This window comes from Listeria aquatica, from assembly GCF_014223975.1.
GTDB classification, from domain to species: Bacteria; Bacillota; Bacilli; order Lactobacillales; family Listeriaceae; genus Listeria; species Listeria aquatica.
Map to the genome: position 1 here is coordinate 342,835 of NZ_JAARRM010000002.1, position 18,806 is coordinate 361,640.

The 18,806-nt window shown below is 40.2% G+C and carries 16 protein-coding genes and 1 pseudogene; 7 read left to right on the forward strand and 10 right to left on the reverse strand.

The window, feature by feature from the left end:
- Positions 1-64: 64 nt before the first annotated feature.
- Complete coding sequence (locus HB912_RS07555) at positions 65-1,147, reverse strand: GntR family transcriptional regulator (RefSeq protein WP_185373460.1); 1,083 nt, start codon at positions 1,145-1,147, stop codon at positions 65-67.
- 203 nt (positions 1,148-1,350) lie between these two features.
- Between HB912_RS07555 and rfbB the strand changes: the two genes are divergently transcribed.
- Positions 1,351-2,325 carry a dTDP-glucose 4,6-dehydratase gene (gene rfbB, locus HB912_RS07560; protein ID WP_221635665.1) on the forward strand — a complete coding sequence of 325 codons (975 nt, stop codon included), beginning with the start codon at positions 1,351-1,353 and terminating at the stop codon, positions 2,323-2,325.
- A 337-nt stretch (positions 2,326-2,662) separates the two neighbouring features.
- Here the strand turns inward: rfbB and HB912_RS07565 are convergent, their stop codons facing one another.
- The 7 genes from HB912_RS07565 to HB912_RS07595 all read right to left on the reverse strand — a co-directional run bounded on the left by HB912_RS07565 (position 2,663) and on the right by HB912_RS07595 (position 9,823).
- A complete protein-coding gene (locus tag HB912_RS07565) occupies positions 2,663-2,995 on the reverse strand; it encodes an iron chaperone (RefSeq protein WP_185373464.1) in 333 nt (110 codons plus the stop codon).
- Between the two features lie 216 nt (positions 2,996-3,211).
- The gene (locus HB912_RS07570; RefSeq protein WP_185373466.1) at positions 3,212-4,795 is read right to left on the reverse strand and encodes an amidohydrolase family protein; all 1,584 of its coding nucleotides are present in this window, start codon (positions 4,793-4,795) and stop codon (positions 3,212-3,214) included.
- Complete coding sequence (locus HB912_RS07575) at positions 4,782-6,023, reverse strand: MDR family MFS transporter (RefSeq protein ID WP_185373468.1); 1,242 nt, start codon at positions 6,021-6,023, stop codon at positions 4,782-4,784. Before HB912_RS07575 ends, HB912_RS07570 begins: the two co-directional genes overlap by 14 nt.
- A 155-nt stretch (positions 6,024-6,178) precedes the next feature.
- Positions 6,179-7,021, reverse strand: coding sequence for an STAS domain-containing protein (locus HB912_RS07580; RefSeq protein WP_185373470.1), 843 nt, complete (start codon positions 7,019-7,021; stop codon positions 6,179-6,181).
- Between the two features lie 146 nt (positions 7,022-7,167).
- A complete protein-coding gene (locus HB912_RS07585; RefSeq protein WP_185373472.1) occupies positions 7,168-7,650 on the reverse strand; it encodes a GNAT family N-acetyltransferase in 483 nt (160 codons plus the stop codon).
- A 374-nt stretch (positions 7,651-8,024) separates the two neighbouring features.
- Positions 8,025-8,351, reverse strand: coding sequence for a hypothetical protein (locus tag HB912_RS07590; protein WP_185373474.1), 327 nt, complete (start codon positions 8,349-8,351; stop codon positions 8,025-8,027).
- A gap of 725 nt (positions 8,352-9,076) precedes the next feature.
- A complete protein-coding gene (locus HB912_RS07595; protein ID WP_185373476.1) occupies positions 9,077-9,823 on the reverse strand; it encodes a WxL domain-containing protein in 747 nt (248 codons plus the stop codon).
- A gap of 356 nt (positions 9,824-10,179) precedes the next feature.
- Here HB912_RS07595 and pflB point away from each other — a divergent pair, with 356 nt between their 5' ends.
- The 5 genes and pseudogenes from pflB to HB912_RS07620 all read left to right on the forward strand — a co-directional run bounded on the left by pflB (position 10,180) and on the right by HB912_RS07620 (position 16,139).
- Positions 10,180-12,462: a formate C-acetyltransferase gene (pflB, locus tag HB912_RS07600; RefSeq protein ID WP_185373478.1), complete on the forward strand. Its 2,283-nt coding sequence runs from the start codon at positions 10,180-10,182 to the stop codon at positions 12,460-12,462.
- Positions 12,463-12,657: 195 nt separating this feature from the next.
- On the forward strand, positions 12,658-14,076 hold the full coding sequence (locus tag HB912_RS07605; RefSeq protein WP_185373480.1) for an MFS transporter: 1,419 nt from the start codon (positions 12,658-12,660) through the stop codon (positions 14,074-14,076).
- Positions 14,077-14,268: 192 nt separating this feature from the next.
- Positions 14,269-14,610, forward strand: a complete 342-nt coding sequence (locus HB912_RS07610; RefSeq protein WP_036070291.1) for a DUF1048 domain-containing protein — start codon at positions 14,269-14,271, stop codon at positions 14,608-14,610.
- A 1-nt stretch (position 14,611) separates the two neighbouring features.
- Positions 14,612-15,375 (forward strand): annotated as a pseudogene (locus HB912_RS07615) (ABC transporter ATP-binding protein).
- A 35-nt stretch (positions 15,376-15,410) separates the two neighbouring features.
- Positions 15,411-16,139: an ABC transporter permease gene (locus tag HB912_RS07620; RefSeq protein ID WP_221635666.1), complete on the forward strand. Its 729-nt coding sequence runs from the start codon at positions 15,411-15,413 to the stop codon at positions 16,137-16,139.
- Between the two features lie 74 nt (positions 16,140-16,213).
- On the opposite strand, the gene HB912_RS07625 is transcribed toward HB912_RS07620, so the two are convergent.
- Positions 16,214-16,639, reverse strand: coding sequence for an SRPBCC domain-containing protein (locus HB912_RS07625; protein WP_185373484.1), 426 nt, complete (start codon positions 16,637-16,639; stop codon positions 16,214-16,216).
- Positions 16,640-16,767: 128 nt separating this feature from the next.
- Here HB912_RS07625 and HB912_RS07630 point away from each other — a divergent pair, with 128 nt between their 5' ends.
- Complete coding sequence (locus tag HB912_RS07630; protein ID WP_185373486.1) at positions 16,768-18,288, forward strand: AMP-binding protein; 1,521 nt, start codon at positions 16,768-16,770, stop codon at positions 18,286-18,288.
- A 144-nt stretch (positions 18,289-18,432) separates the two neighbouring features.
- Here HB912_RS07630 and HB912_RS07635 read toward each other — a convergent pair whose 3' ends face one another.
- Entirely contained in the window at positions 18,433-18,789 is a 357-nt protein-coding gene (locus HB912_RS07635; protein ID WP_115753262.1) for a DUF2200 domain-containing protein, read from the reverse strand.
- Between the last annotated feature and the right edge of the window lie 17 nt (positions 18,790-18,806).

The window sequence follows — 18,806 nt, forward strand, 5'->3', positions numbered from 1 at the left end:
AAAAACGGGTCTAGCGTGAACAAGTTTGTTCATGCTAGACCCATTTTTGCTTTTTATAATCATTCTATATTTTCTTCACCGAATCTCGCTCAATTAGTTTCGGCTCATAAAGAATATCCTCTTCCGCTTTCCCCGTTTCAATCGTTCGAACAATCCAACTCGCCGCATCCGTCCCCATTTGTTCTTTGGGGTGGCTGAGCGTTGTCAATTTGACACTCCCAATCCGGCTGAGCACCGAATCATCGTTCCCAATAATCGAGAAATCATCTGGAATTTTATAGCCACGCCCCACAAGTTCAACTGTCAGCAAATTAGCAATTTGGTCGTTATAACAAATAATCCCCGTCACATCTCCTTTTTGAAGGCGTGCGACAATCTCTTGAATGACTTGTCCAAATGATTCAGTTGTATACGTAATCACATCATTTGCAGAAAACTGAATTTCATTTTCTTCGCATGCCTCAATGAACCCTTTCAAGCGATATTTTCCTTGCAAGTCATCCGTTTTCGTCACGAAAAGTAAATTCCGATGCCCATTTTGAATCATAAACTCCGTTCCCAAATAGCCACCTTTTACGTCATCCACACAAATTGAAGGAACGTTTAATTCCTCATAAACCGCATTAATCATAACAAGCGGAATCCCCCGTTCTCGCAAACGAACGTAAAGCGCAAGATTTGGATTATAAAGCGCACTTTTCGTTGGTTCGACAATTAAGCCGTCAACCCCGTGATCCATCATCTTTTCTAAGCATTCTCGCTCCTCCGTATAATCATTGTTGGTACTTGCGAGCAGCAAAGAATAATTTTCATTCCGAAGTGTGCGTTCGGTTCCCGTGATAATCGTCGGGAAAATATAGTCAGATAAATACGTCGTAATAACACCTATCGTCTTATGACCTGTCTTGTTATTAGAAGTATTCAGTGATTTATAGCGCTCATCGACATACGTTCCAGAACCCTTTTCCTTGCGCAAGAACCCATCCGAAACAAGCACAGAAATCGCTTGCCTAACCGTGTGACGACTCACGCCATAGTCCTTCTGCAACTGAAGTTCTGGCGGAATCGCCGAATCAGGCGGATAGACCCCCGCTAAAATTTTAGTACGTATCTCTTCAGCAATCGTTTGATACTTTGATTGATTCATAAATAGATTCCTTTCCGTCTGAAAATCCTTTATCCCTAGATTAACAAAAAAAGGCGCTATATGCTAACCCCACCGCAAGAACAAAGGAAAAGACTTCACCGCTTCATTCAAAACTTCTACTTCATTATACAACTTTACCAAATTCAGTTACAATAGCTTAAAAGTAATCTTAAACGAAATTCTTAACTGAAAGGGTGAACAACATGAAAATTTTAATTACAGGCGGTTCAGGTTTCATCGGAAGCCAGTTTCTGCGTCAACATGTCCAGTCAAATCCAGACTACGAGTTTTTCAATCTAGATAAGCTAACCTACGCCAGTACACACATAAACGAAGAACTCCATCACTATCCTAACTATCAATTTGCTGAAATCGACCTCTATGACGCCACTTTAACCACAAAAGCCATCCAAGATTTTGCTCCTGACACAATCATTCACTTCGCCGCTGAAACACACGTTGACCGTAGCACCTATGATGGACGCCCCTTTTTGCATAGCAATATTGAAGGAACATACAACCTTCTCACTGCCGCACGAGATTTATGGAAAGATGATTTAGATGGCAAACGTTTTCACTTTATTAGTACAGATGAAATCTTTGGTTCTATCACAACGGGGAGTTTTGATGAAAATTCACCGATTCAACCACGAAATATCTATTCAGCCAGCAAGGCAGCCGCCCATCACCTTGTTCTCGCCTTTCAAAACACCTATCAGTTGCCCGTTTCGATTTCAATCTGCAGCAATAACTTTGGCCCTTTCCAAAACCAAGAAAAATTTATTCCGACTATTATCGAAAGTGCTCTAGCTAAAAAGCGCATCCCGATTTACGGAAGCGGTTCGAACGTTCGCGACTGGATTTACGTAGAAGATCACTGTACCGCCATCTGGAAAATCATCACTACACCTGCTTTCGAAGGCGAGACCTTCAATGTCAGTGCTCAAAACACATATACGAACCTTGAAATTGCTCACAAAGTCCTCACGCTACTCTCTAAAAAAACAGGAGAAAATGCAATTGATTTGATTGAACATGTAGAAGACCGTCTAGGACATGATTTACGGTATGCGCTAAACCCTGCTAAACTTTTAAGACAAACAAATTGGCGTCCGCATTTCTCATTAGAAAAAGGATTAGAAAAAACCATTGATTTTTATATGAATAGCACATATTAGTCCACTTGTTGAACTACTTTTTTAAGCCCATTTCAATTTTTCTAGCATTTTTTTGGAACACTTTTTTGCTTATTTATGGCCAGCAATGAACATAAAAATAACCTACCATGAGCCATCAGGCTTGGTAGGTTATCCAACTAAGTTAGTCACCCTCTTACATGATGCTTGAGAGCTGTATCTCCTTACAGCTCTTTTTCTTTTATATGAAGCTCCTCGCTAGCCTTTTAACAAATTTGTTAATTTGAACTGACCGCCCAGTCCCTTTTGATGTTTTTAGCACACTTTCCTATTCTCAAAATCTTGCATTTTTCGAATTCATTAAAGTTCATCATTGGGCTTATTTTTGTGCAAGCTCTGACTTCCGGTATTGCAACATATCATAAATAAGTTCTTTGGGAAGTTCCTTATTGTAAGGAAACTGAACCGCACCTTTTGAAAACTTATATCCATCTAATCTTTCAGCAAAAGCTTCAATAACAGAAGGCGTTGGATAAAAACCAAGATGCTTTTTATTATCACCGAAATAAACGGCATTTACTTTTTCATGAAATGTCGGCATTCCGTAAGCCATTTTTTCTTCTGCCTCAGGGAAAACCTGCTTAATCAGTTCATACATCGCTTGTAAATGTGCTTGGTGGCTCTCATCAGCTTGTTTAATATATTCAATCATAAAAGTTCCTCCTCGCTTTTAACTTTCTTCGTGTATAAATCTTTTTAAGACGCTCCTTTTCCATATCCCATCATCTCCTTAAAAAACAATCTCTCCTAAGCAATTTCAAAAAGGATTGGATACATTATAACATGATCAAGAAAAATTAGGGCATGTTCTTAAATCCAGACGAAAAAACCTACCATAAACCTAAATCAGTTTGGTAGGTCATTTCTTTTAAAGAATCGATGAATTTGAATAGACTATCTGGTCGTCTACAATCGTCTTCGCAACTTTAATCAAACGCAAATTTTCCTTTTTGGTTTTAAATGGATCTGTTTCAAGCACCGTAAAATCCGCCGCAAAACCGGGCGCTATTTTGCCTCTTGAATCCGGTTTATAGCTAGCACTCGCGCTTCCTGTTGTATAGAGTGAAATGGCTTCGTATACACTTAGTGCTTCTGCTTCAAAATAACGTGTTCCTGTCAAATCGCTGTTAGCAGTTCGCATCACCGCGGCGTAAATACCATAAAGCGGGTTCGGAATTTCAATTGGTGCATCACTTCCCCCAGCTAAACTAAAACCACTTTCAAGCAGTGTTTTCCAAGCAAAAGCGCGCTTGGGATAGTTTTCGCCTAGCACATCAAGCGCCCAGGGTAAATCACTTGAAAGAAATTGTGGCTGAATATCAAATAAAAGTGGCATCCCTTTCGCCTCTTCAATTAACTCATCTGTTAACCACGGCGTATGAATCATTCGGTCGTGCTGACCTGCCTTTGGAGGGTACTTTTTGAGCATCCGAATGACATCACAAAAAGCCGCATCACCCAAAATATGGATAGCAACTGGTAGATCCGCTTTGCGTGCACGCTTTACAAGTCTTTCAAACTCTTCGTCCGTTTGAATCTTCAAGCCGTGCTCATCTGGACTATTCTTATAGCCTGCCGACATATAAGCTGTCCTCGATCCAACCGTGCCATCATAAAAAATCTTCATACTGTCGAGCTCAACGAAAGAATCGCCATCCATAAACCGCTCGTTTGATCGCTCAAACACATCAAACTCGGCATTGTGAATCAAAAGTTGGGCACGAAACGGAAAATCTTCCGACAACGTATCCCGAAAAGCTTGTAGCGTCCCCATAAATCCATTAAAATAATGTAAATCTTCCGAGTGCGCGCCAGTCACGCCCTTTTGCCATAAATCCCGCACCGCAAGCTTCAACCATGCACTAATCTCCTCATTTGTCGGAACCGGAAAGCGGTCCGTCGCAAGATAAGTCGCATTATCTCTCAAAATCCCCGTAAACACGCCCGATTCATCAAGCACCATCTCGCCACCCTGCACTTCCTGCGGCACAAGTTGAGCAACATCGATCAGCGCCGAATTCACACTCACACTATGATAATCAATTCGTCGCACAAGAATCGGCTGGTTTTGGCTCACCTCATCTAGATCCCATCGTGTGATGAGTGTCGCCTCATCGCTCCACTTATTTTCATCATAGCCTTCAACAAAAAGCCAAGCAGCGTCTCCCAGTTCAGCAACCCGACGCCGAATGAGTTCTAACGCTTCCCGCTTGGATGTTGTTTCACTTAAATTCAACCGGGCAAGCGCCTGCCCGTACCATAGCAAGTGAATATGCGAATCCACAAATCCCGGAAAAACAGTCTTCCCTTCTAAATCTATTCGCTTTGCATCCAGATACTCATCCGGATTCACATCAAGCCCTTGGATGACACCATTTTGAACGAGGACATTTTGAACAAAATCACCTTCTTGCTGCATCGTATAAAACCGGGCATTCTCATAAATTTTCACTTAGCTCTTCCCCTTTCAAAGCTCGACTTCGTTCATCTCGAAGCTGCAAATTCCTTTGTAGAATCGTTGACAAAACAGCCAGTCCAAGCAAAATAAAGATGCCCACAAAAAGGGCTGTAATCCCACCGAATTTTTCTACAACAACTGCTCCTAAAAATGGAGCGAGCATTCGTGCAGCTGTCGCCATCCCGTTTACAAGTCCCTGGTATAGTCCTGCACTTCCCTTCGGCGCAAGCGCATAAGCAATCGTTGGAATCGCCGGCCAAGCAAACATCTCCCCAAGTGTTAGAAAAATCATCCCAAGTACAAAGCCGCTATAAACAGTTGCATTCATGGCAACAATAAACGAGAGTGCAAACAGCAAAATGCCGATAAAAATCTGCGTGTGCAAGTGTCGCTTAAAGCGTGCTACAATTGGAATCAACACAAATTGACCTAAAACTATTAACGCACCATTTAAGCTCCATAACTTGCCATATTCCGCTGTTGAAATTCCAACATCGCTTGTCATATAAGTCGATAGGTTGGATTGCCACTGCACGTGTGGTAACTGACAAAATAAATAAGTTGCGAGCAAAAGAATCATCGAAAAAAGACCAATTAAAGTAGGGCGTGCTCGTTTCATCCCACGTTTACGGTGCTTCGTTTCGCTTCCGATATGGTCCGATTTCCAATCAATTTTACGAAAGAATACGAAAAAGAAAAGCGCATAAAAAACCGCAAAAAGAAAGGCCCCTAGGTAAACTTTCCCCATTCCAAATCCACTAAGTAAGCCCGCTAAAAAAGGACCCACCGCAACGCCAATATTTTGCGCAACATAAATCGCATTAAACCCCGTTCTTCCTCCAGTTGGATGCGTAAGACCTGCCGCTGCATATAATCCCGAGAAAACCATTCCCATCGCAAATCCAACCAACCACAAATTCCAAATGAAAGTTGGATAACCGTGAAACAGGCTCAAGCTGAGTGTCGCAAGAACTAAAATGACGGTCCCAATCCAAAGCGAGATATAGCCTGAAAAGCGGTCAAAAATCAAGCCACCAATAATACTTGAAATAATCCCTACAAAAGAGTTTACCAAAAGGACAAGCGAAGCATCTGTTCCGGACATTCCAAGTTCGCCTGTCATGTAAACCATATTAAACGGCCAAATAAATGATAAACCGGTATATAAAAGTACCATGCCCACAATCACAATCCACAAGTCGCGTGGTAAAAATTTTGTCATGTTCTTTCCTTCCTTCCGACTCGTTAAGTTCACCTGAACAAGCATATCACAAAGTTTCCAAACAAAAAAGAGCAGAAAAACAGGAAAAAGCTTGGCGTTTCTCAAAAAATCACCTTTTCGAGATCCTAACCACTTATTTCCTGTTTTTCCACTCATTATATAGCAGCAAATTTAGCTTCAATCGCCGTACTAAGCACACTTTCCACCTGAATGATTTCAAGCTCAAACCCGTACTCCATAATAGCTCGAGCTACTTTGGGTCTAACACCAGAAAGCGTACAAACCACCCCGACCAGTTTAAGCGCATCTATTAGTTTCTCCAATTCTTCTACAGCTATTTTGTCAACGGTAGCAACCCCGGACAAGTCAATAAATAAATGATCGATTTTTTTCTTTGCACATTCATCAAGTGAGTGTTCCAAAATCACTTTTGTGCGTGTTTCATCAATATCTCCAATCACCGGAAGCAAAGCGGAATGCTTCATCAGCGGGATAACTGGACAGCTTAATTTCAAAATCGTTTCTCTGTTTGCATTTAGCTTTAATTCAGTCTGCAAAGCATTTTCTCGAACAAAACGAATGACAATTTCCCCAAGCCGTTTCGTAATTTCTCGGCTCCAGTAGTTGACTTCTTCACTTCCAGCACCTGCCACATTTTCTGCATAAAACTTTTCGATCAACTCCAAATACTGGTCTTCCACACGAAAAAATTGTTCAATGATTTCATATATCGGCGTCAAAAGATGTTCGATATCGCTTGCAAGTTCTTCCAACCAATTTTCAAAAAGCGCTCCAAAATCTTCGTCTTTTTCAAGAAACAAACGACAAAACAATAAATGAAACTGATAATTTTGCTGTTTAAGCCTGCCAATAACTTCCTTATCATTTGATGCGTAAACCCCGTGCAAATGATTGTGATCCATCTTGTTATACCAGTCTTCTGTAAGCTCGCTTGTCCGTTCCATAAAAAAATCATATAATTCTTTTCGTTCGTACAATGGACTCTCCCTTTCCTTCTTTTTCCCCCTTGCAAAAACCAGTATAGCTTAAATCGATAAAATTGTAAAAAAATTCACAAACAATAATAATTCCTTTTAAAAAGAGATTGTAAATAAAGGTTTCCCTTTTTTACAATCTCCACTAATTACTTCACATTTTTCCGATAAAACTTCGAATCTACCGCAAGAATATGGAAGTCTGCTGGTAAATCTGTCTTATTAATTTCTTCGTAACCATTTTTTTCATAAAATCTGTGCGCAGCTTTAAATTTATCGGTCGTGCCTAGATAAATGGCATTTTTCCCATTTTCCGCACAAAACGCCTCAAGAGCATCCAATAATTTTTGCCCCGTTTGATATTCTTTCCCCCGAAAATTCGCATCCGTAAAAAGTTTACGAATCGCAGCATGACCATTCTCCAAAAACAAAACAGCGATTGTTCCAATCACTACATCATCTTGGACAGCCACCCAGAAGTGCCCTTTCCCATCAAAATAATGACCTGGAATGTCCGTTAAATCTGGCTGATCATCTAGCGTAATGGCTACGTCGAATTCATCTTGTTGAACCCCTAAAATCAGCTTTGTCAACTGATCACAATACTTTTCTTCATAACTTTTGATTTGCACATTATTCCCCACTTTCTTTACGCGAAGTCTTTCTATAATCTCATTTTGTTTTTAAGCTGTCAATAACAATTCAAGAAAAAAAGACCACCAAAAAATCAGCTTTTAAACAGATTAAAAGCTGATTTTCAAAATTAAACTTCTACCTCAGCGGACATTTCAAGCGGCGTGCAATTTGGACGCATTTCCCAGTTGCTTTTTTCAAGTAAGACCCAATTGCGACTTCGAACGGAAATCATGTTCTCCATCAATAAATCATTCTTAATTTTAACAAAATATTCACGGCTCAGATTACTATAGCGCGCCAGTTCTGATTGATTACAAGATACTGGAATATAAATTTCATCTTCACTTTCAACTCCAACATCTAAAGCAATTTAATAAATTAATGCTTCAACACGTTGTCTTGCCGGAAGACGATACCGTTCAAGCGCTCCAGCTAAGCGATGGATATTTTTCTCCGAAATTTCTGCTAGATATTTTTCATCTTCTATTTCAAGCAAGAAACACTTGCCGTGAGAAAAATACTGAAAGAAAGATTCTTTTACAGGGTCGATATGAAATACGCTACCTTGTTTTAAAACTTTAATGAGCGTTCCATTTGATTCCTGCATAATGTGTCCATCTACAACTAAAAATAATCCTGTTTCATTAATTTCCTTATTTCCAGAAAAAGATAAAACGTTTTTCTTTGATACATACATCCTATTTCCTCCTTTAGAGCTTCATAATAAGTACATAAACTTATTGACAATAACTTTTTCAACCTATGTTCTCATTATATCGAGTTTTTTAACTTACTCTTTATCCTAAAAGGTAAAATACCGACTAATATGTGACAAAAATTTTACAACTTTCCTCAAAAAACGAATTTCCCATATTTATTTTTACATGTGTTTGCTAGATACCCATCTTAAATCTCTTATTCATCGTCATCATATAGAAAAGGCTCTCATTCCCAAATTCTAGCTTTTACCATTTTTCATTATTTCGCACATGACAAGTCACCGCTATTTTTTTGTCATAAAAAAAGACCAGAAGCTTTGATGGGAGCAACTGGCCTTAATGAGATAATAGTGACTTCTGTTAATGTGCAAGTCGTACAGATGCCTGGTGAAGCAAATACAAACCACAATTAACAGGTGTCATGTAACATTAACTTTATTTTATCATAAAATGTTTCATAAAAAATTGACAATACTGCGAATTTTGCTCTCAAAATGTGTCCATTTTTTGACAATTTTTTGTTTTTCTCTTTCTAAAGTTAATTTTAGCAAAAAAAGCTTTGCTTGTGAAATAAAAAACATGCTTCCTTTTAAATTGTGCTTTCCTTTCTAAGAAAGTGAAAATTGCCTCCAAATAAAACTAACCGATAAATCAAGCGCCCTCATAAAGCTCACTTGATTTAACGGTTAATTTCTAAAAATCATCAAGCTGGTGAATCGAGAAGTGTCCATGTAAAGGTTGCCGAGTATCCTGCTTGATCTTTAGCTGAGACACCTGGAACGAAAAGCGAGATACTTTTATCCATGTTCGAACTATCTCCAAAATTTTCAAACCATGTACCCATCCCTGAACCTTTAGTTGCAGTCATAATCGTTTTTGCTTGCCCAAACTTATCAAAAACAACAGGTGTTTGTGCTGCAGGCGAGCTAGCTTTATTGCTTGTTTCTTTCTTTGTAACACCATTCGTGAAAGTAACTTGTGCACCCTCAAGCGCTTTTTGATCCTGTGTCTTGAACTGCTCTTCTTGTGTCACTTGCAATTTCCATCCTACAGCTGTTCCTCGTTTATCCGTCAATTGGATATAGTTTGGAGCACTAGCACTCGTTCCGTCATTCAAAATAATCTCAGTTGGTTTTGCATAATAGGTCTCATCTTCAGCTGAAATTTTTTGTTCACCAAAATGGATATTCGAAACACGGTCAATCGTTAGGGGACCTGTTGTTCCCGGATTCACTGGATCGTCAGGATTATCCTGAATAGGTTTATCCTTGACCGGATTCCTTGGATCAAGTGGTGGTACGCTACTATTATCGAGCGTGAATGATACATCTCCTTTTGAAGAATACGTTGCGGCCGTTTGTGGAGTTCCTGCCGCATTTGCTGTCCCTACGAAACTAAATAGCGCTGCAGCACTTAGAACCCCGACAACTGTTAATCTGGCTGTTTTCATCTTTCTTCCTCCTTTTAATAAACATCCATTACACCTTTCAGTTTAAGAGAAATATGTGTCCGCTCAATGTTACTTAGTTACGTAAATTATAGTTTTTTTTCACAATTTTTTGACGAACCTATTATTTTGAGCTCAATTTTGACTTTTTTTCATTTCTACTTCCCAACAATCAAAGAACTGTATTACTACACCCGGAAAACTGTTTCTTCGTTATATAAAAGATTTTATTTTTTTTCGTTTTTCCATATTGTTTTCGCTTTCACAATAGGTTATGATTTTAGTGAAAACTATTATTGTTCATTTTATCACGTTAAAAATTTAACAAACAAATTAGGAAACTTAGGAGGAAAAACACTATGACTAAAGCATGGGAAGGATTTAATGGTACAGCTTGGCAAGAAACTGTCAATGTCGGCCAATTTGTTCAAGACAACTACACGCCTTATGATGGGGATGAAACCTTTTTAGAAGATAGTACACCTCGCACTACTGCTTTAAACGACAAGATCAATGATTTAGTTGCTGAAATGGATGCCAAAGGCGGCGTACTTGATATGGATAACAAAATCGTATCAAACGTCGCTTCTCACACTTCTGGCTATGTAGATAAGGATTTGGAAGTCGTTGTTGGTTTACAAACAGATAAACCTTTCAAACTTGCTTTCATGCCAAATGGTGGCCTTCGTACAGCTGAACAATGTTTAATTGAAAATGGTTATGAAGTGGATCAAGCAACGCATGACTTTTTTGTAAACAATCGTCCAACTGCAAACGACGGTATCTTCCGCGCATATACAAATGACATTAAACGCGCTCGTCACTCTCATATTGTAAGCGGTTTGCCAGATGCTTATTCTCGCGGTAGAATCATCGGTCTTTATCAAAAACCAGCTCTTTATGGTGTTGATCGTTTAATTGCTGAAAAACAAAACGATTTGAAACAAATTCCAGTAACTTCTGATGAAAACATTCGTTTGCGTGAAGAAGTCTACATGCAAATTAAAGCATTAAAAGACTTGATCACACTTGGTAATGAATACGGACTTGAACTTGGTCGCCCTGCTGAAAATGCACATGAAGCTGTTCAGTGGACTTACATGGGGTACCTCGCTTCTATCAAACAAGCGAACGGTGCTGCAAGCTCGTTCGGTCGTATTCCGATTTTCTTGGATATCTATATTCAACGTGATCTAGAACGCGGTATCATTACTGAACTTGATGCACAAGAATTAATTGAACAACTTACACTTAAACTTCGTATGGTTCGTTTTGCACGTACAAACGGATACAACGAACTTTATGCTTCTAACCCAACTTTCGTTACAACTTCGATGGCTGGTATGGGTGCTGATGGTCGTCACCGTGTAACTAAAACGGATTTCCGTTTCTTGCATTGCCTAGATAATCTTGGCAACTCTGCAGAGCCAAACTTGACTGTACTTTGGGATGCGCGTCTTCCTGAAACATTCAAAAATTACTGTATGAAGATGAGTGTTAAACATTCATCCATTCAATACGAAAATGACAAATTAATGCAAGAAGAAGGCTACGGCGATATGCAGTGTATCTCTTGTTGTGTAAGCCCACTAAACCCTGAAGCAGACAAAGATAAAGGCGAAACACACAACCTTCAATATTTCGGTGCTCGTGTTAACGTGCTTAAATGCTTACTTGGAGCAATTAACGGTGGAAGAGATGACCTTCACAAAGAAGAACGCGTCTTTGATGTAGTTGAACCGATTACTTCTGAATATCTCGAATACGATGAAGTGCTTTCGAAATTTGATATTTCTATGGACTGGCTCACAGACACTTATGTGGATGCGATGAACATCATTCACTTTATGACTGATAAATACAACTATGAAAGTATGCAAATGGCTTTCTTACCAACAAAAGTTACAGCAAACATGGGATTTGGAATTTGCGGATTTGCGAATGTTGTAGATAGCTTAAGTGCGATTAAATACGCGAAAGTTAAAACGATTCGTGATGAAGATGGCTTTGTTTATGACTATGAAGTAGAAGGCGACTTCCCACGTTACGGTGAAAACGATGACCGTGCGGATGAAATTGCTGTTATGGTTCTTAAAATGTTCAAAGAAAAATTAGATTCACACAAACTTTACAAAGACAGTGAAGCAACGGTTTCGATTCTTACAATCACTTCTAATGTGGCTTACTCGAAACAATGTGGGAACTCTCCAGTTCACCGTGGCCCAGTCTTTGATGAAAACGGCAAAATGATTGAAGAACCTGAATTCTTTAGCCCAGGTGCTAACCCATCGAACAAAGCTAAAGGTGGCTTCCTTGATAATCTTGCAAGTCTTACGAAGATCCCGTTCCACTATGCAAACGATGGTATCTCATTAACTATCCAAGGAGCACCAAAAATGTTTGGTAAAACATTTGAAGAACAACACGCAAATCTTGTTGGAATCTTAGATGGCTACTTTGAAAAAGGTGGACAACATATCAACTTAAACGTGCTAAATCATGAAGAAGTTGTTGAAAAAATCAAAGCTGGTATCCCTGTTATCCTTCGTATCAGTGGCTACTGCTTGAATACAAAAGATTTAAATGAAGAACAAAAAATGGAACTTTGCCAAAGAATGTTCCATGAAAAATTAGTAGGTTAATTTTTCATAATCGCTGAAGAGGCTTCCAAAATCATAAAATGATTCTGGAAGCCTCTTTTTTAACGTAATCAATATCTGTTACCAAAAAGCAAATAGAGTTCGAGAAAGCCAGATAAATGAACAAGCGAAATCCGCAGTTCTTGTTTGACCTATTCTTTTTTTAAGCTTACTATTTAGGCATTAGAGGTGATTTCCATGACAAATGACCATCGCACCGAGAAGCTCGCACTCGTTTCAATAATGCTCGGCGCTTTTATTTCACTCCTTGATACGACTGTCGTTAATGTCGCTTTGCCTGACATTACAAAAGCTCTAAATGCCTCAAGCGCTTCGATCGAATGGGTCGTTTCTGGCTACGCGCTTGCCTTTGGCTTGATTTTAATCCTCGCTGGTCGACTGGGTGATAAGTTCGGCCGCAAAAATCTGTATATGATCGGTATTTCCCTTTTTTTATTGATGAGCATTACAGCTGGCTTCGCTCAAACAGAAACTAGTTTGATTGTGTCGCGCATCATTCAAGGACTTTCTGCTGGATTATTTTTTCCACAAATTAATGCGATGATCATGGACATTTTTAAAGGAAATAAGCTTGGTCAGGCTTTCGGAATTCTTGGCTCTGTGATTGGAGTTGCCACTGCAATTGGGCCTTTCACTGGTGGCTTGTTGATCCAACTATTTGGTTCAGAAAATGGCTGGCGTTTTGTTTTCTTCATCAATGTTCCTTTCGTCTTAGCGACTTTGATTCTCGCTGCTCTTTTCCTACCCAAACGAGATCAAACAAGTAAAAAAGTTTCATTTGATTTCCTGAGCGTCCTTTTACTTACAGCAGGACTTCTTTTCTTGCTATATCCTGTCATTTCAAATGGTTCACAAGGATTTAAGTGGCAAGATATTCTTTTCATGCTGATTTCACTCCCGATTTTAATCGGTTTATACCTTTACAGCGTTCATGCCGCAAAACAAGGCAAACAGCCACTCATTTCACCGGCGCTCTTGAAAAATAAAGTCTTCGTTTCGGGCATGGTTCTTTCACTCGTTTATTTCGCGGCTTTCACGAGCATCTTTTTCGTGTTCTCACTAACGTGGCAATCTGGTTTTGGGCGCTCCGCTATAGTTTCTGGCCTTGCCGTTAGTCCCTTCGCACTTGGAAGCATGCTTGCAGCCGCAAATAGCAATCGCTTTATGCAAAAGCTGGGCAGGAAACTACTAATGATTGGCTTCATTCTCGTGATGGTCGGACTGGCTGCCACATCTTTGATTTTTCATTTGAAGAGTGGTGCCTTTTCGCCTTGGCTCACCGTTTTACCCCTTTTTCTTGCCGGGCTTGGTAGTGGTGTCATCATCTCGCCACTAAACAGCTTTACACTGGCTACCGTTTCAGGAAATGATCGTGGTGGCGCAAGCGGCATCTTCAACACAGCTCAGCGCGTTGGCTCTTCATTCGGCATCGCGATCGTCGGCTCGATTTATTTCCGCACGTTAAGTGGGACCTCGCTAAGTAATATCGCAGAAAAATATTCGTTTAGCTTGCAAATGAGCATCTACGTGAACTTGCTTCTACTCTTTGTTTGCTTACTGCTTGTTTTTAGATTACCAAAACAAAATGCATCCTAAAAGGAAAATAATGTGAAAATTATTTTCCTTTTTCTATTGACAACTTTACTATTCGGTGTTACGATGTACTAGTAATAAGTAATGCTAAATAGCGAAAGGAAAGTTTAATTATTTTCATTTAAACTTTTTTCTTTCCCCTACTACTAAGTAATACTACATATAAAAAATTAAAATTATTGAGGAGGAATATCAATGTGGAATTTACTCAAGAAAATGGTGGGCGATAAAAAAGAATACCGGGAAATGATGGCTCGTGTGAAGGAGCTCCCAGAAGATTACCAATTCGTTTACGACAAAATCCAACATTACATGTGGAATTTTGCCAAGGGTAGCGGATATGACATGTTAAAAGTTCAATACGATTTGATTGATTTATTTGAAGCTGGCTCAGCAGAAGGAAAAGCTGTTTTAGAAATTACAGGAACGAATGTAGCCGCATTTTGCGATGACCTTTTAGCTAACTGCCGAACTTATACCGATGATTTACGCAAGACACTAAATGAAAGTATTATGAAAAAGTTAGGAGGAAAATAAAATGACTTCACTTGCTGTTTCTGTTGAAGGGCTAAAAAAAGCCTACAAAGATCACACTGTTTTAAATGGCGTCAATTTCCAAGTTCAACGTGGTAGCGTCTTCGCCTTACTTGGTTCAAATGGTGCCGGAAAAACAACAGCTATTAAAATATTAACCACACTTATTCAAGCAGACGAAGGAAAAGCAGAGGTTTGTGGAATCGATGTGGCTAAATCGCCCGAACAAGTACGCGAAAAAATCAGTTTAACGGGGCAAAATATTGCAGTTGACGAGATTTTAACTGGACGAGAAAATTTGGAACTCGTTGCAAAACTCCGGCATTTACCCGACCGGAAAGCTATCACCGAAACTAGCTTAAAACAATTTGACTTAGAGGAAGCTGGTGGGAAGCCTTTATCCACTTATTCTGGTGGTATGAAGCGCCGATTAGACCTTGCTATGACCATGCTAGGCTCCCCAGAACTCGTCTTTTTGGATGAACCGAACCATCAGTTGGACTCGATCCAGAAGCGCGTCTTGCACTGTGGGATACGATCAGAAAAATGGCAGCTTCTGGCATCACCATCTTTCTTACTACCCAATATCTGGAAGAAGCTGAAGCACTAGCCGATCAAATTGCCATTCTTCATGAAGGCAAAATCATTGTTCAAGGCACTTTAGATGAATTAAAAAACATTTTACCGGCGAAAAAAATCGAATACGTCGAAAAACAACCGTCACTTGAAGAAATTTTTCTTGCTGTGACCGGAAAGAAAGGAGAATAACTATGCGCCATTACTTTTTTAGCGACACCTGGACCATGAGTGGTCGGGTCATCAAACACTCACTGCGAAGTATTGATACGATCATCACTACCATCCTCATGCCCATCATGATGATGCTTGCCTTTGTTTACATCTTTGGGAGCGCCATGACGATGCCAAAAGCCGATTATGTGAACTTCATCGTTCCCGGCGTCCTCCTAATGACGATCGGGATGGGTATTTCTTATACCGCTGTTCGCGTCAATACAGACATTACAAAAGGCATCTTTGAACGCTTTCACTCCATGCCCATTGCCAAGTCTTCAATCCTAAGCGGGCATGTCATCGCGACTCTTCTCTTGAATTTATTTTCCGTTGCGGCCGTCATGCTGATTTCTCTTTTGATGGGCTTCCGTCCCGATGCAAATTTGGCCGAATGGCTCCTCGCATTGCTACTGGTCATCTTAGCTGTCTTTGCTTTCACATGGATTGCTGTTCTGGCCGGACTTGTATCCAAATCCTATGAAGGCGCGAGCGTTTTTAGCTACATTTTGCTTGGCTTAATGTTCGTAAGCTCAGCTTTTGTTCCAACATCTGGCATGGGAAAAGTGTTGCAGGTTTTCGCAGATCATCAACCGATGACGCAAATCGCTAATGCCATCCGTTCCTTATTTGCAGGAAATCCCGATTCAGGCGCCATTTTGGCATCCTTCATTTGGCTAATGGGCATCGCCGTTTTGTTTTACTTGCTTTCTATCAAAGCGTATAAAAATAAAATGAAATAACTCACTTCGTCCGTATAAAAAAATTCAGGCCGCTCTGTTTTAAAAAGAGTAGCCTGAATTTTTCATGTTGTCGACTAAACGCGGTTATGGGGGTGTTTATCTTCAATCAAGTGCAGGTCGAGATCGTGCTCAAGAACGGCTTTAAGTCCGCTCAAAACAAGCGTATAACCTTCTGTTGTATCAATGATTTCCTCTACTGTTTCAAACTCTCCATTCTCAATTTCGACGATTGTTTCCGCATCAGAAAATGGCTCGAAGCGAAAAATGGTTTCCCGCAAATTTTGCGCTTGAATGCGAATCCGCTCGTTCGGGACAATTTCCTCAACGACCACTTCATCCGTCACCCCGTACATCTCCCATTCCCAAGTCACCTTTTCGCCTTGAACGAGCTTACCCGAGCTTTTCGAGAACCAAAACCTAGTGGTGATTTCCGGAATGATGAAAGCTTGAAAGACCTCACTTACCGGTTTACGAATTAATAAGCTTACTTTTGTGCGCATTAAAATCGCTCCTTTTTCCTTTAGATACCTTCACCTTATCAATTTTAGCTTCAAAAACCAAATTTTTATACAAGTGAAATATTGAACATGTTATAATAATAACGAACGAATAAAAAAGGAGTTTTTTTATGCGAAATCCATATGAACCGTTAAATCTGTATTCCAATTTCCAAGCATCCGCCGAGCGTTTCCCAGATGTTCCCATTTATTTCGATGAACCGCTTGGTGCTTTTCCCGAACTCAAACTTGAAACCACTTACATGAAATGCGCCCAAGCGATCATCCAGAAAGCAAGCTTACTCAAAGAACGAGGCATCCAAAAACAAGATAAAATCATCATTTATAAATCGCCAAAATTTGATACTTACTTGCTCGCTGTAGCTGCTTCTTATCTCGGAGCCGTTCCTGCAATGATCTCTTACCATCTTCCAGTTGAGACCATGAATGTTCTAGCTGAACGACTCGACTTCCCTTACATTTTATTCGATGAAGAAACGGCCGAAAAAGCTCATCAAATGGAAAACATCCCTAAAGAAAAATTAATTCGTGCAGAAGAACTTGGCGCAGCAAGCGAAACGACGCCTGTTTCCCAAGAAAAATTAGCCCTTGATGAAATTTCCTATATGACACATACCTCAGGCACGACAGGCATTCCAAAGCTAATTGCGCACAGTGCGAATTCAATGGGCTTCCGGACGCAGTGGCAACGCAATGTACTCAGCTTGATTCGCGAAAAGAAACTGGCTGCTTTTCACATTTCGCCCGTTCATTCGCGTTTTAACATCGGCATCTCGTCCTTGATGTCTCAAGGATTCCCACTGTTTCCAATCACACAGCCCGACGAGGCCAATATCGAACACATTATGACTACTTATCAGCCTTACATTGTCGAAACACATCCAAATAATTTCGTGCAATGGGTGAACCTAGCGCGTGAAAAACCAGAGACCTTTGCAAGCATTCGCTATTTCCACTCGACATTTGATGCAATCAACAAAGAAACGATGGCTGTTTTTCTAAACTGCTCAAAAGAACATCGCCCCGTATTTATGCAAGTTTACGGACAAAGCGAGTGCGGTCCGATGATACTAAGATTCCACACCAAACAAAGCATACAAAAAATCGACGCAAGAAATATGGGATATGGCATGAAAAATTTGACGGACGTTCGGATCGTTTCAGAAGATGGCGAAATTGTTCCAAACGGTACGCCAGGAAACATTCAGATGCTCTCTAAAGGGCGTGCCCTTACCTACTACAAAGAAGATGCTCGCTTCAACGAAAATGTATACGGCCCGTTCTGGGATAGTGGCGATTACGGTATGAAAAATGAAGCCGGCGCTTTGCTTTTGCTTGACCGCCAAGTCGATCTAGTCGAAAACATCGAAAGCACCTTAGCCATTGAGGACAAACTCCTCGACACCCTAAGTTTCTTGAATGAAGTGGTCATTATCCGCGGGAAAAATGGCACGCCGCAGCCGATCATCTCTGTTGCAAGTGGGCGAGAAATGGACTGGGAAGCTTGGTACGGGGCTTTAAGCGACTTGCCGCAACTGAACGAGCCAATCTTAATGGCTTATGATGACATCCCACGCACTGCAACTATGAAAGTTCAGCGCCTAAAAATGGAGAAAGAATTAAACGCTTGATCGAGCGCAAAAAAGGTCATTCATTGATTTTTCGTCAATGAATGACCTTTTTCTTATTTGGGAAGAAGGGGAAAAATCATTTTAAAGCGTTAAAACCTATAGCCATTCAAGGAAGCTCGTTGTACCTGACAACGAGCTTCTTTTTTACAATGCTTTTCGTAATATTTTATCCATTTGCTTCCCTTTCGCCAGCTCATCAATCAGCTTATCCAAATAGCGAATTTTCTGCATCAGTGGATCTTCGATTTCTTCAACGCGCACCCCACAAACGACCCCCGTAATGAGTTCTGCATTTGGGTTTAGTTGTGGCGCTTCTGCGAAAAACGTTCGAAAATCAATTTCACTCGCGACTTGTTTTTCTAGCTCTTCCTGATGATATCCCGTCAACCAGCGAATAATTTCATCCACCTCTGCTTTTTCGCGACCTTTTCGTTCAGCTTTTTGAATATAAAGCTTGTAAATGCTCGCAAAGCTCATGGAAAACACACGCTGTTCAGCCATCATTCAGCACCCCCTAT